Origin of the sequence: Burkholderia lata (genome assembly GCF_902499025.1) — a bacterium.
Taxonomy (GTDB): Bacteria; Pseudomonadota; Gammaproteobacteria; order Burkholderiales; family Burkholderiaceae; genus Burkholderia; species Burkholderia lata_C.
Genome location: NZ_CABVPW010000077.1, coordinates 1 through 14,374, shown reverse-complemented (window position 1 = coordinate 14,374; position 14,374 = coordinate 1). Strand labels below are relative to the sequence as shown.

Annotated in this window: 10 protein-coding genes; 6 read left to right on the top strand and 4 right to left on the bottom strand. The window is 58.6% G+C overall.

Annotated elements, in window-relative coordinates:
- The first annotated feature begins 679 nt into the window (after window positions 1–679).
- Genes BDI24065_RS39910 through BDI24065_RS39900 form a run of 3 tightly spaced genes read left to right on the top strand, consistent with a single transcriptional unit; the run spans window position 680 to window position 3,565 of the window.
- Window positions 680–1,225: an AAA family ATPase gene (locus BDI24065_RS39910; protein WP_175035805.1), complete on the top strand. Its 546-nt coding sequence runs from the start codon at window positions 680–682 to the stop codon at window positions 1,223–1,225.
- On the top strand, window positions 1,222–2,937 hold the full coding sequence (locus BDI24065_RS39905) for an adenylosuccinate synthetase (RefSeq protein WP_175035804.1): 1,716 nt from the start codon (window positions 1,222–1,224) through the stop codon (window positions 2,935–2,937). Before BDI24065_RS39910 ends, BDI24065_RS39905 begins: the two co-directional genes overlap by 4 nt.
- Window positions 2,915–3,565: a DUF7002 family protein gene (locus BDI24065_RS39900; protein ID WP_228909684.1), complete on the top strand. Its 651-nt coding sequence runs from the start codon at window positions 2,915–2,917 to the stop codon at window positions 3,563–3,565. The genes BDI24065_RS39905 and BDI24065_RS39900 overlap by 23 nt, the downstream gene beginning before the upstream one ends.
- A gap of 393 nt (window positions 3,566–3,958) precedes the next feature.
- On the opposite strand, the gene BDI24065_RS39895 is transcribed toward BDI24065_RS39900, so the two are convergent.
- Together BDI24065_RS39895 and BDI24065_RS39890 are read right to left on the bottom strand one after the other, a co-directional pair.
- Window positions 3,959–5,113: a PDDEXK nuclease domain-containing protein gene (locus BDI24065_RS39895; protein WP_175035803.1), complete on the bottom strand. Its 1,155-nt coding sequence runs from the start codon at window positions 5,111–5,113 to the stop codon at window positions 3,959–3,961.
- The gene (locus BDI24065_RS39890; protein ID WP_059571965.1) at window positions 5,110–5,388 is read right to left on the bottom strand and encodes an HU family DNA-binding protein; all 279 of its coding nucleotides are present in this window, start codon (window positions 5,386–5,388) and stop codon (window positions 5,110–5,112) included. Before BDI24065_RS39890 ends, BDI24065_RS39895 begins: the two co-directional genes overlap by 4 nt.
- A 653-nt stretch (window positions 5,389–6,041) precedes the next feature.
- Between BDI24065_RS39890 and BDI24065_RS39885 the strand changes: the two genes are divergently transcribed.
- The 3 genes from BDI24065_RS39885 (at window position 6,042) to BDI24065_RS39875 (ending at window position 11,358) form a co-directional block, all read left to right on the top strand.
- Window positions 6,042–8,192, top strand: a complete 2,151-nt coding sequence (locus BDI24065_RS39885; RefSeq protein ID WP_175035802.1) for a phage integrase family protein — start codon at window positions 6,042–6,044, stop codon at window positions 8,190–8,192.
- A gap of 1,403 nt (window positions 8,193–9,595) precedes the next feature.
- On the top strand, window positions 9,596–10,285 hold the full coding sequence (gene parA / locus BDI24065_RS39880; protein WP_175035801.1) for a ParA family partition ATPase: 690 nt from the start codon (window positions 9,596–9,598) through the stop codon (window positions 10,283–10,285).
- On the top strand, window positions 10,282–11,358 hold the full coding sequence (locus BDI24065_RS39875) for a ParB/RepB/Spo0J family partition protein (protein ID WP_175035800.1): 1,077 nt from the start codon (window positions 10,282–10,284) through the stop codon (window positions 11,356–11,358). The genes parA and BDI24065_RS39875 overlap by 4 nt, the downstream gene beginning before the upstream one ends.
- A gap of 133 nt (window positions 11,359–11,491) precedes the next feature.
- On the opposite strand, the gene BDI24065_RS39870 is transcribed toward BDI24065_RS39875, so the two are convergent.
- Both BDI24065_RS39870 and BDI24065_RS39865 read right to left on the bottom strand, forming a co-directional pair.
- A complete protein-coding gene (locus tag BDI24065_RS39870; protein ID WP_175035799.1) occupies window positions 11,492–12,343 on the bottom strand; it encodes a replication initiation protein in 852 nt (283 codons plus the stop codon).
- 1,081 nt (window positions 12,344–13,424) lie between these two features.
- Window positions 13,425–14,000, bottom strand: coding sequence for a hypothetical protein (locus BDI24065_RS39865; protein WP_175035798.1), 576 nt, complete (start codon window positions 13,998–14,000; stop codon window positions 13,425–13,427).
- Window positions 14,001–14,374 lie beyond the last annotated feature (374 nt).

Below are 14,374 nucleotides of genomic sequence, written 5' to 3'. Positions count from 1 at the left end.
AGGGCATTCAATCACGTGGGTCAAAATTCGATGAAAATTTTCAGCTCTAGTGGGTCAGTTCTGTGCGGACATCAACATGCGAATCCACCCCGCTATGCCGCCCTCCCTGCTGCCTCGACGCCGACGACCGCACCGACGCTCCCACTCCCACCGCACGACGGCTGGTGTCTCGTCAACACTAGGACGCGACACTTCGATCGACACGCCTCGCATGCGAAGTCTGCTTGACGTCGTCGACGAACTGCTGCCGCGCGGCATGCGTCCGGATGACCCTAGCCCACAAAACCATCCCATTTGGAGGTGGAAAATTCTGGCATGACGTTGTCATCGAGACCAGGAGGTCACGCCGTGAAGAAGAGCAAGTTCACCGAAGAGCAGATCGCATACTCGTCCGATTGCAGCAATTGGCCGCTTCGGTCGGACATTGATCGGAACTGCGCGAACTACCGCTTTTGGCCGGCGAGCGCCCGGCGACCAGCTCACCGAATTCGCGCCGATTATGCGGACCAATATAGGTAGCCGAGTATCCGGCACGACTAGCAAAAACCCCAATGTATTTTGTTGGGAAAGCTCTACAAATTATTAGTAAATAATCCTATTTCCTCGGATCTTCGTCCGAGCTATCTTGCTGACTCAAAAAACAGCAATGCCAGCGGCTACAGCCTCGGGGGGCGGTGCGATGGAAAAACTGCTTTTGTTGAGCGGCGCCTCGGGCGCCGGGAAATCGGCTATCGCCAAAGAATTGGAAGACAGCTTTCAATTTCGCCGCGTTAGCAGCAGCGGCTACCTCCGGTCTTACGGGCAATCGCTCTCAGCCGACGGAGAAAAACATCAGCTGCAGGAGTTAGGCGACCGGCTGGACGACGAAACCGACTTCACCTGGATCGTCGACGAAGTCGCCGCTCCAACGGTCGATCGTGCTCCCGAACACTCGAACTGGCTTCTCGACGCTGTTCGAAAACCTCGACAGGTGCTGCATTTCCGGCACCGCTTCGGCCCACATATCCGACATATCCACCTCACCGCGCCCGAAGCAGTGCTTGAGCAGCGCTACAACGAACGCGCCAAGCCGGGAGACACACCGTACGCAGAGGTGATCGCTCACTCAAACGAGATCACTGCGAGATCCCTCGGCAGCGTTGCCGACCACACCTTTGATACTTCTGCACTATCACCAGCAGACATCGCCCAGCGCATTATGAAAGCCTGGAGAGTCGAAGCATGAGTGACCGCCAGATCGTCATTATCAGTGGCAAAACCTGCAGCGGCAAAACTGGTCTCGCGACCTTGCTGGAGAAGGAGTTCGGTTTCTTTGTGGTTCGCACCCGGGACCTCTTAGCGGCCCAGCTAGAACTCGCCCCCTCGTCCGCCGACCGACAGCACCTCATTGAGCAAGGTTTGAAGCAAAATGTCGACACCCACTCCCGGTGGGTCGTCTTGGGCGTCCTTGCTGGCCTTAAGGGGATTCCCTCCGAGCAGCCAGTCGTCGTCGACCATGTCACCGATCCGAACCAGGTTGCGGAGTTTCGCAAGCACTTCGGGCCAAGTCTCGTTCATGTGCACCTATATGCGAGCCAGGAGACGCTGCTCTCCCGCTACGCATCGACCGACGGACAACAGTTAGGCGCGCCTCCCTATGAGGCAATTGACCATCTCAAAGAGCAATCGGACATCCTTGCGCTGAGGGATGACGCGGACGTGCGAATCTCAACGACCCGCACCGACGCTCAAGATACGCTGGTGCGCGTTGCGGCCCGTCTACACCTTTACACCCCGCCCGACGTGCGCTGTGTCGACGTCATCGTGGGTGGTCAATATGGCAGCGAAGGCAAAGGCAACGTCGTTTCCTATCTGGCTCGTGAGTACGATGTCATGGTGCGGGTCGGTGGCCCCAATGCTGGCCATACCGTCGCCAGTGCTGATGGCGCCTATACCTACCACCACATCCCGTCCGGCGCCCGTGACGTCAAAGCGAAGCTCCTACTCGGACCGGGGATGACTATCTGGCTGCCTGGATTGCTCAAGGAGATCGCCGATTGTGGGCTCACGGCAGATCGTTTATTTATCGACCCTCGCGCCACCATCATCGAACCGGCCGACCGAGAAGCTGAAGGCAAACATCTGGTAGGTACAATCGCTTCGACGGGTAGCGGCAGCGGAGCGGCAACCGCGAGGCGGATTCTGGAGCGCGGCAAACCCAGCGTTCGTCTGGCGCGCGACATCCCTGAGCTTCGACCCTATGTGGGAACAGAGGGTCATTACCATGGCTGCACAGCCGATCGCCTCGAAGATGCCTACCGCAACGGACAATCTATCTTGCTTGAGGGAACACAAGGCAGCGGCCTCAGTTTGTTCCACGGCACCTACCCGTTCGTAACCTCGCGCGACACCAATGTAGCGGGCTGCTTGGCCGAGGCAGGCATCTCACCGAGTCGGGTGCGGAAGATCCTGGTGGTCATTCGCCCCATGCCTATCCGCGTGGGTGATCCCGATGGGGACCAGGGGCACACATCGGGGCCGCTCAAGCACGGCACAACCTTTGATGCTATTGCTGAAAAAGCAGGCTTGGACCGTGAAGCTCTGAATAAGGCGGAGAAGACCTCCACCACCAAACGCAAACGGCGTGTGGGCTGGTTCGAATGGGATCAGTTCCGCAAGGCTTGTGCACTCAATGCGCCCACCGACATCGTCCTCACTTTCGCAGACTATATCGACGCGCGTAACAGCAAGGCCCGCCGCTTCGAGCAGCTCACTGAAGACACCATCAAGTTCGTCGAAGAACTGGAGCGCGTCGCACAAGCACCGGTTTCACTCATCAACACCCGGTTCCCGCGAGAGCCTGACGGAACGAACGATCTTCGCTCCGTCATCGACCGTCGGAATTGGACCGCCCGCTCAACACGTCGGATACCTCGTGGAAATCGAAAAACTGATTGACGCTTATCCAAGAATCTTTCATATGGCCGAAGCCGATACGTGGCCCAGTATCCGAGACCGCGGCCTGATGTCGGCCTCAGCTGTACTGGACCACTTCGGCGTCACCGGCCAGGCTCGCGGCCAATATGAGACCGTTCAACGGACCAGCAAGATGGCTGTGCTTCCTCAAGCGCCAGGCGAAATTGTGCTGCGGGATCAAAAGCCGATGCCTCCCGAACGCTTGGCACGGGCCCTGATAGACGGAACCACGCCGGAAGCCTGGTACAGGCTCATCAATGGCAAGGTCTTCTTCTGGGCGGAAGAACACCGCTTGCATGGCCTGCTCGGGGCGCGGGATTACCGACATCTCGAACATGATGTGTTGACCATTAACAGCGGCCCATTCATCCGTGCGTACGCTCCAAGCCTCTGGTTGTGCCACATGAATTCGGGGAACACCTTTCCGATGCCTCATGCGAGGGGGATCGATGTGTTCAAGCGAATCCAGGATTATCCGGTCAATGCCCGCGGAGGTCCCGCCAAGCCAGTGGTCGAGATCGTGGTGGATGGTCAAATACCGGACATCGCACGCTATGTCATCGAGGTGCGGCGCATGAAGGGCGACCAAACGCTCCAACAACTGGCCTGAACGCGCGCGCCCTCGGGTAATAAGGCACCACTGGCGCACGACGGTCCATCAACTCACCAAAGGAGTATGGTACTGGACAAGTCCACGCGTAGTAGTCGCCGATGCAGTTAACGCAGATGCGATTCGTCGGCATCGCAGAGAGAAGTGTTGGTCATTGTATTCTCTTCTCGCTAGCGTTCAGTTACCCTACCTCGACTCGCCGATTGTCAGCCGCCGCGGGGCATAGACAAACAGCCCTTCGCTGCACCTTCATCAGTGTCCGTCGGCGCAAGGTATAGTGTTTTCGCATAGCTTGATTGCCAGTGCCAGCAACATCAAAATTTACCGGACGCCCGCTTCATCGTATTCGCCCATCCGCGCGTATTTAAGCACCTCGGAACCTCGGACGGGAAGTCACGCCTTGCGGCCCCGGCGCTCCAGTTCGACCCTGGTACGTTCCAATTCTCGCGCGAACGTGGCCTCATCCGGGAGGACCGTCTGATACTCCGCTGCGAGTATCTTGTTCGGTAAGTTGTCGAGTGCATAATGCGCCTCGGCCGCGCCTTTTTCAGCACACAGAATCAAGCCAACCGGGGGGTTTTCGCCGGGCTTCATCCAATGTTCACGCGCGTAGTTGAGGTAGAGATGCATCTGCCCCGCGTCCGCATAGCTGAAGCGCCCAACCTTCAAATCGATAATGAGCAGGCATCGCAAGCGCCGGTGAAAAAACACGAGATCGACTCGAAACCAGGTGTCATCGATCCGTAGACGCCGTTGCCGACCTATGAACGCAAAGTCATCGCCGAGCTCGAGGAGGAAATCCGCCAAGTGCTGGATCAAGGCCGCTTCGAGATCCGACTCCGAATATTCGTCCTTCATGTCAAGAAATTCGAGGACGAACGGATCGCGGATCGCTTCCTCAGGCGATAGAAGATCGCCGGGTTGCGCTACAGCCACCTTTCCGAGCAAGGACGCCTTGTTGCGTGACAGCACCAGCCGCTCATAGAGCTGACTGCCGATCTGACGGTCAAGCTGTCGCACAGACCAGCCCTCACGCAACGCTTCAGCCTCGTAAAAGTCGCGAGCAGCCTGCGCTTTCACCGCGAGGAGGCGAACGTAGGCGGACCAGGGCAACGGAAAAGCCTGAGCGATAGCATTCAGCTCAAACGCCACGCCCGTCGACGCCTTCACAGCTGCCTTGGTTGATTTTGCAGACGCTGTCGGGACAATCCGAGCAGGCGTGGATTGTGCAGACAGTGTCTGCACAATCCGATCCGCAGGCCACGTCAAGTAAAAGGCGCGCATCTGTGCGAGATTGCGCCATCCGAAGCCGCGACCGAATCGCTCTGACAGATCGGCGCCCAAACGGCGAATCACCGCCTCGCCATAAGCGGCCCGTTCCTCCCCGCCCTGCTCGAACTCAACGATTCGTCGCCCGATCTCCCAATATGTCGCCGTCATTAGGGCGTTCACCGTGCGAGCCGTCGCCTCGCGCGCCGACGCGACTACATCGGCAATTTCACGGTGCAGTCCCGCATAAGCGGCCTGCCCGACATCACGCTGCGTCACAGTGCGTTCACCACGTCCTTGAACGCCTTGCCGGCGGTGAACTTCACAGTATTCGCGGCCGGGATGGCAATCTCCGCGCCCGTCGTCGGATTACGTCCCGTGCGGGCAGCGCGCTGCCCCTGCGAAAACGCGCCGAAACCGATCAGCTGTACCGATTCGCCGCGACTCACCGCGTCCGTGATCGCGTCCAGGACCGCCTGGACGGTTTTGCTCGCGTCGGTTTTGCTGACGCCCGCGCCCGCTGCGACCGCGTCAATGAGTTCCTGCTTGTTCATGAACAGCCTCGGCAACAAAGTCAAAGCTGCACCCTACCTCATCCCGCTGCACACACGCAAATCGCTGGCCTCCGCCCCACCACTGCCTGCGGCGGGCAGCCCACCAATGAACTCCGGCTTACACCTGTCGCAGCCACGCTCGCCAAGAGCAATCGCGAACGTTTTCCGCCCGGCCAGCGCTCACACAACCAGCGGGCCGGTGCGGGTGTCATCACTCGCGCTGACTACGTGGTCCGGCTTCCGGTGTCACACAACCTGACTGTTGCTCCAGCCGAATCTGCCCGGCCGACCTGCGCGGACTACGGCATCGGTTCGTGCCGCGTCTCCTTCCTCCCCTCTGCCCGCCACCGGCAGCCGGGCCTAGACTCAACTTTAGTCGTGTGAGCCCCACGAGCCTCGGGCGTTCGCCCGATGTCCCGAAATGAAGGGTAACATAGTCCTTACTATGTTACCCTTCAGTTTATTGGCTAAAATGCCCCGTTTCTTAGCGTCGCTGCGCCGCCCCCTTGCCTGGCAAGGCCCGGCGGCCGGTTAGCGTTGATCAGCGCAGCGCCGTCACGCCACCCTCGCTGTGCGCGCGCCGCGTCGATGCATCCGGCCGGCGCGCGGCACTGTATCGAACAACACGGTTTCCGTAGCCCCTGACCACGCCCATGCCGAACGACGAACCTGACGTGCTCGATGTCGAGTTTCGCGAGCTGCCGGCGGCACCTCGCCGCGCGCCCACGCCGGCCGCCCGCCGCAAATCGCGCTCGCGTCAGGCCCGCCGCGACGCGGCCGCCGCCCGCCGGATCGGCCTGCAGCACCTCGCCTTCTTCCGCGGCTATCTGGAAGGACTGGAGCTCGCCGAGCTGGCCGACCAGTATCTCGATTTCGGCCGCGACGCCCGCAAGGCGGCCGCCACGCGAACCTGGCTCGTGACGTCGTTCGTCGCCGCGGCCAGGAAGCGCCAGGACTTCGCGACAGCCCGTCTACTCGCGATCCGTCCGGCCGCGCTCGCCGCGACGCTGGCGGCCGACGCTCAGGCGCACGCCGCGCCGTCGCTGGAAGACTTCGCGGCCGAACACGATCCCGACGGCTTCTATACCGAAAAGGAGCTGCTCGACCTGTTCGCGGCCCGGCACGCGGGGGCCAGCGCCGATGCCGGCGCGACCCTGCGCCGCCAGCAGCGCAATGCCCGGCTGCGCGCCCGGCAGATGGTGGCGCTCGACGCGCTGGCGCGCCTGGTGGTCGAGGACCCGAGCCCCGAACACCACGTGCTCGGCTGGTTCGATACCGCCGTCGCGCTGCGCCTGGCCGACGTCGGCCTCACCACGATCGGCAAGCTGGTTGAGACGATCAACGCGGTCGGCTACCGCTGGTATCGGCGTGTGCCGCGTCTGGGCGAGATCGGCGCCCGGCGCATCACCGCGTGGCTCGCCCACTACGGGGACGTCGCGGGCCTGCAGCTGGCCGCCGGCGCGCAAACCCACCCGTCCGAGCGCACGCTGCCGGGGCCGCCGCTCGCCGCAGCCGGCCCGGTCACCGCGATCGTGCCGCTCGAGCGCTTCTTGCTGCCGCCCGAGCTGGACGGCTCGCACGGCGCGCACCGCAATCTGGTCAAGAACAACAGCCGCGCGAACAACGACCGTGAGGCGATCGACTTCTGGCTCGCCGACTACGAGAACCCGCACACGCGCCAGCGCTACCGCACCGAAGCCGAACGGCTGCTGCTGTGGGCGATCTTCGTGAAGCGCATGGCGCTGTCGAGCCTCGACACCGACGATGCGCGCGACTACATCAACGGCTTCCTGATCGATCCGCAGCCGGCCAACCAATGGGTCATGACAGGCACGGCGCATCGCAGCGATCTGGGGTGGCGGCCGTTCCGCGGGCCGCTATCGGTCAAGAGCCGGCAGGACGCGCTGTCCGCGCTGAAGAAGTTCTTCGGTGAGCTGGTCGACGCGCAGTATCTGGATCACAACGCGTTCGCGAAGATCCGCGTGTTCACCGGCGCCACGCACGATGCCGCCGGCAACGAACGGCGCCTGGCGGCGAAGTCGCGGCTGCAGATCGAGCACGGCTTGACCTCCGATGCCTGGCGTTTCGCGATGCGCGTGCTCGACGCGATGCCGGACACGGCGGCCGCGACCCGTACGCGCTTTGTGCTGGGCTTTGCGTACAGCACCGGCCTGCGCCGCGCCGAGTTGTGTGGTGCCTTCACGGACGACGTGCAGGAGCGTTACGCGGGCCCGGAGTTGGGGACCATCCGACTGCTGCGCGTGGTCGGAAAGCGCGCAAAGGAGCGCTTCGTGCCGCTGGTGCCGGCGGTGCTGGAACTGATGGGCGATTATCTGGAGTCGCGCGGCCTGCCGCGCGATCCCCTCGCCTGCCCGGCCGCGACCCCGCTGATCCCGGCGCTGCTGTCGAACGTCGAAATCGGCGAGATCCAACGCGCGGCGATGGTGAGCAGAATCGATCCGGCGCCCGAGCTCGCGGCGCGCGCGCGGCAAACCGGGCCGATCCATCCGGTCATGCTCTACAAGGCGATCAAGCAGTTTTTCGCGGCAGCGACCGCTACGGCGCTGCGCGAGGATTCGCCGCACGCACGGGCCTTCAGCTCAGCCAGCCCGCACTGGCTGCGGCACACCTTCGCCTCACACGCGATCGCTGGTGGCATGACCCTAGAAAGCGCGCGAACTTTCCTCGGTCATGATTCCCTCGACACGACATCGGTGTATGCAACGGCAGAGTTGAGCAGGCAGTATCGCGAAGCCGAGTCCTTTCTCGAGCAAACCCTGCAGACTGGCAAGTCACCTAAGTGAACGCCGTCGCCAAACGCCTTCGTGGCCGCGAGCAACATCGGTACTCCGGACTTCGCTCGCCAGGAACAAAAATGCTCGCTGCCTGCCTTGCCCTATTTCGGCCTGCTCTCCCCGCACTGCGGCCTCGGGCGCCAGGTCAGCATCTCCTAGATTTGGTCCGACTTTGGCGATTTGAAGCCACTAAGTGCTGGATTATCTGGGACTTCCCCCTTCCGTTGATAGCCAAACTCCGAGATTTACTAGGAGTTTAAACATATAGACTCGCGACACTGTCAGACGCTCTACCGAAAATCAGTATATAAGGCGTACGCACTTGAGCGACGCCGCGCATTCTCGACGTTGCTCCGATCGAGAAATCTTCATTTCCACATAACCGCCCCCCTTATGGCTGTACGGTAGTCCGTCGGTACAAGATCGTTGATACGTATCAACGCACGGTCCGCAACGACCCAGCTCGATTTCGCTCACTCTGTTGTCCCAATTCGAACGCGCGACTTCTATCCGACGTCTGAATATGGGTTGATACGTATCAACGACGTCAGCCTCCCATATGCCTTCGATTTCTAATGTCAACGTGGAGTCTCGCGTGACATGAGGTGTTGATACGTATCAACACCCCAAGATCACATAGGCGCCCTTCGATCCAGCAGTGTCAGCATCTCTTCATTAACCATCCGATCCCTGACGAGCGCGTTGATACGTATCAACACGCTCGTCGCCCCATGTCGCGTCTCTGCGCCATCAAGACAAGCGATGCCATTGCGTCTTGAGGAGCGAAGTTGATCCTCGCCTTTGAACTGGCGTATCGCTTGTTGATACGCATCAACGCCGAACGAATTTTCGTGCAACGCAAATTGCAATCCCCGGGACCGCCACGTTGATACGTATCAACAGATCGACCAGTCCCAGCACGCGTTGTCACTTCATTCCAATCTGAGAGTTCAGCTATTGCTTTCGTGGAAGAACGTGGCCCGTTGATACGTATCAACGTCAATCGTCGATTTGCAATGCCCCGACCGTCATTCTCGGGTCACTCTGTTGATACGTATCAACAGAGTGACCGCTCGCAGCGGCCATTGTCATTGCGCATCGAGCGAAGCATTCGGTCGTTGCATGCGCTGTACGTGTGGCCCGTTGATACGTATCAACGGGCCCGCCACTCAGAGCTCGGCTCCAGAATCCGTCCAGTAGGTGCTGTCGTTGCACTCTTGCCGACAACTCGCCATCTGCATTGGGCTTCCTGGGTGGCACGTTGATACGCATCAACTCAGGATTCATGTCGGAGCAGGGTACAAGCCCACACCAAGCATCTTGGTGACGTAAATTATCGACGTCATACAACAAATCACTTGAATTTTTTTAATTTCAAATTATGATTGGGTGAATTCTTGAGGACCCGATCAATGACTGCAAAAATCTTCGCGATAGCGAACCAGAAGGGTGGTGTTGGAAAGTCCACGATCAGTGTCAATGTGGCGAGCGACCTCGCCGAACGAGGATTCCGCGTCCTTGGGATCGATGCGGACCCCCAGAACACTCTATTGCAATGGAGTGCTGCTGCAGGTGAGGGTGAAGAAGGGCTTCCGTTCCCCGTCGCAAACCTCGCCGCATCTGGGAAAATGATTCATCGCGAGGTAAAAAAATATATCAACGATTACGATTTCATCGTAATCGATTGCCCGCCATCTGTTGAAGATCCACGACCTGCCGTGGTCCTTATGATCGCGGACCTAGTCGTGATGCCGACGTCTTCATCCCCGACTGATTTCTGGTCCAGCCGCGGCTTCATTCAGTTGATCGAGCAAGCCCGTGCAACGAACGATGAGCTGAAGGCCGTCTGGTTGCTCAATAAAGCAAAGCCGAAGCGCCTGCTGACGAAAGCGCTAGGGAAGGCAATTGCAGACACGGGGATCCCCGTACTAAAAACTAGCCTCAGTGATCGGGAATCCTTCAAGCAAGCAGCTGCGTACGGAGTAGCGGTATCGGCCCTCTCTGACAAGGGTGCACGCGCTGCTCGCGACGAGATCAAAGCGATCACCGATGAGATTCTCGAGATCCTGGACATCGAGCAAGTTAAGGAGGGAGCAGTATGAAGGGGCGACGCAGTCTTGATGCCGGCTTTACAGTCGCAGTGCCAACGAAGCACACCGCAATCGATCGATTTGCCGCCGTCGATGCGATCGTAGGGGATAGCCAGAAGCAACCGCCTCACCCCGAACTTCGAGTTGTTCCGCCAACCACCACCGATGTCGATGGCATCGCGGGTTCTGTTGCGTATCGCGAATGGTGCGTAGCGAACAACTATACGCCCGGAACGCCGATCGATCTGCCCTTGGCGTCGGTAAGGGCAAGCCCCTTCAATCCACGTCACTTCTATCGAGCGCAATCGATCACAACACTTGCCCTGAACCTATCAACGCAAGGGCAACAGCAGCCGGTGCACGTAACCCCAGACTATGTGAAGGGTGAGGGATTCTTCATCGTCGACGGCGGTCGACGGACCAGGGCACTTCGTGAATCGAAAGAGAGCAACGTAAAGGCCATCGTAGTCGACGTACCACAAGGCATCGAGAGCTACAAGCTCGGCTATGACCTCAACACGCAGCACGAAACCCAAACGGTTTTCGACGATGCTGTTGTTTGGAAGCGAATGCTGAGCGAAGGTCATTTCGCGAGCCAGGCCGCTCTCAGCGAGCAGCTTGGCGTCGACAAGTCGACGGTAACTGCGACGCTTTCGGTTGCAGAGCTCCCCGATGCAATGATTGAGGACATGCTCGAACACCCGAAGACGTTCGGCATGAATATGGCTTACGCGATCGTTAAGTACCACCGTGCGACTGGTGAGAAGGAGACGAGCCAGTTGATCCGGAAGATCGTCGATGAGGGACTCAGCGTTCGCAAAGTAAACGATCTGGTCAAACGCGCGACAGACGCAAAGTCAGCGAACACGTCCAATCGCCAGCGATACTCCGAACGCGTAGACATCAACATGCACGGCAACGTAAAGGTCGGTGACCTTCGGCTGTATGGTGACGACAAGCTTCGTCTGGAACTCCAGGGATTGCCGCGTGATGTCCGTGACCGCATCCAACGGAATATCGTTGCGCTACTCGCTGAAGAAATGAAGGATTCCGATTCTCTAGATCTCGGAAACCAAAAAGACTGACGGTACAGGGCAGGGGGTTCAATGAGCTTATCCTGCCCATCTATCGCATTCTGCAGCCTGCGCCTGCGACTCACGGATGCAGGTTGGCGTGATCCCACACGAACGACGGCCTCGCAAAGGCCTCTAGAGTCGACTACGCGACTTCAGCGACCTCGTCCAGATCCAACCGACTCTGAGGGTTCTGAACGAACTTGAAGTCCAATGAGTTCACGGCGCGCCCAAGCTTCACTGGAGTCCATGCAATAACCAGGTCCGCCTTGGCGTTCAGTTCGTTCACCGCGGTTTCAATCACGCGTCGCTTGATATCTGCGAAGCGATACGTTTCGGGGATTTCGAGAACAGTTCGGAAGTCCGCCAACGTGATGAGCAACCGTCCACGATCCCGTTCTCGCATTAAGAGTTCAAGCAAGCGCCACGAGTACAGCGACTGGAGGCCGCGAGCAAACTCAAGCTGGTAGGAAACGAACCGGCGTTGAAGGAGAAAGATGTGCGGAGTCAGGTCCGGCGAGAACGACACCTCGGCCCACCCTTCACGCTCGTGATATACGGCCTTCCACACCCAGTTCAAGACGACCTTTTTTGGACCGTCCATGTAAGTCAGTTGTCGCTTTTGAAGACTCGCGCAACCTTCTTTCAGCCCTTCGTACGCCGCAGTCGCTTGCTTCTCGCCCGACCTCGGGGCAAGCGCCGCGAGCGCGGCAAATTCATCGGCTCGAACTCGAACACTGACATACCCGCTTCCTTTGCCATGCAGGTATGGCGATTTCTTGCTATCGATGCATCGAAGCGCGGCCATCATCACGCGCTTCTCGTTGAGAGTTAGCCCCTGTTGCGCATTGACAAGTGCACGGCTCATAGCGACAGTGCCCTTAACGCGGCCGTCCCCGTCCAACGGCGGTTCGTCCGATGGTTCGATCTGAAAAGATTCGATCTCAACGATCTCAACCTGTGCCGGTTCGGGCAGGTGCTTAGCCTTTTTGCTCACAAAGGTGACCTTAAGGAAGGGGTGTCACAATTATAAGGTGACATCAGAGTGGTGCAAGTCACCGTTGTGGATAACGGTCGAAAAATGTCACGTCTGGCCCGCATTTTGTCCACTTGGGGTCGGATTGCGTCACCCTCAGACCGGTTTACGTCACAGTTCTTTCACTGTGATGGCCGGCAAACGCTTATCCAGCTTGCCTTTCCGGCTGGCGGCACAGCGTTTACAAAAGGGTTTACAAACGGTTCTATAAACTGTCTTACAAAAGACCGTCCTAGAAAAGTTGCTCCGAAACAACAAAAAGCCGCGGTACGCCTCACCTAGCTACCAAAAGACACCCCTAAAGGTGACTTTTTCCGACCTCAAAGCCTGAAACCGGTCGCTGTTCACATGTGCAATCCTGGAAAACGGAGGAAGCCAAGCGAAAAGGTGACGCTTTCCGACCTGAATGCTTGAAAGGGACTAAGTACTCACTCACGTCTCAGATCCTAGTCTCTTTGGCGCGCAGCCTATGCCTAATACAGGTCGGAATATGTCACCTTTCAAGACAGACAAGGGTATGGAGGAACACGCGGCGGTTAGCAGAAATGGCGCCGCTTAAGGTACGGGTCGGAAAATGTCATCGATCGGCCCAACTTTTGGGTCGGAATCCGTCACCTTTTGCCATGGGTCTCCGTCGGTGAGTGCGGGGCCGCTTTTCGGAACATCCACGTCATGGGTCGGAAAAGGTCACTTTTGGGTGAACTGCTCCGGGTCGGAATCCGTCACTGTTGAAGAGGTTGTCCAGGTCGGATTAGGTCACCGTTCAGGCCTCGCACAGTGGGTCGGAAAATGTCACCGTCACGAGTTCAATCGGCCCGGGTCATTCATTGGGTCGGAAAATGTCATCGATCGGCTCGCGCGGGGAGGTCGGAAAATGTCACATTCCGAAGCAAGCAAGCAAGCCGAAGGACGTGAAGCGGCCTCGTTCCCCATGAGTACAGGTCGGAAAATGTCACCGACGGCGCATTACGGTCCTGGGTCGGATTCTGTCATCTTGGGACTCTCTGCTTCAGTCCATGCGATGTGACGTAATACCAGCAGCTCACCGTTGCGGATCGATCAAACTCGGAAGAAGGGCATTCACCATTTTTTCGAGGATCGAGAGGTGCGGCACGACTCGTTGGATGTCCGGTGAATCGATTCGAAGATGCCGACCGTTTGCTCCCAATGACAGCCTGAGCTTTAGGGGGCTTTCAACACGTACATCTCCGGTGCACAGGATCGATTTCGCAATTGCTGGCGTGGTTCCATCCGGTACTGTCATCGCGCGGCGAATGATTACATCGCTGCCGACTTCACGGACCAATAAGGTCATCGTCTCGGCTACACGAAATGAAATCCGACTTACTCCGCCGAGAACGTCAATTACCTCTTGGGGGAGGTTGGCTGCTCGAATCGATCGAGTAACGATCGAGGCCGAGACGTTAAGGTCAGCGGCAAGTTGTGCCTGGCTCGGCCACCAACCGCGATCAAGTTGCTCGCGGTAAAACCTCCCGAGCACTATCGGCGGAGAGTCGGATCGGCGCAAATTCGCGTGGTGCGCGATAGCCGTCGCGCGATCGCAGTGCGTATGAGTCGGCTCAACAATTGGACTGTTGCGGGAATCGAACTGAATCATTGATATCTACGCCTGCGAGGCCTCACTGTTGCAATTTCTGAATAATGCCACTTAACCGGTTGTGGGGGCGAGCAGGCAGACCGTGCTGACTGAGTCGACGTAAGAGTCTGTTTCTTCGACGAAATTTGAACCCTCGCCAAGTTCGTCCGGCTAGCTTGAAGTGTTCAATGCGTGCAACGAACTGAGCCCGATTTTATCCTCGCAAGAGAAAGATCAACCTTAGAAAGCTCACGATTTTCATAGGGCTTTTTGCCGTACCCCGCTCAACCGGTTGAGCGCAACGGCACCGATGATCGGCGTCTCCTTATATCTTCAATTTGCTTCAAACTTCAGTTGTGGCCCGCCGTCAGGCGGGCTGCTTTACCGGTTGGCGG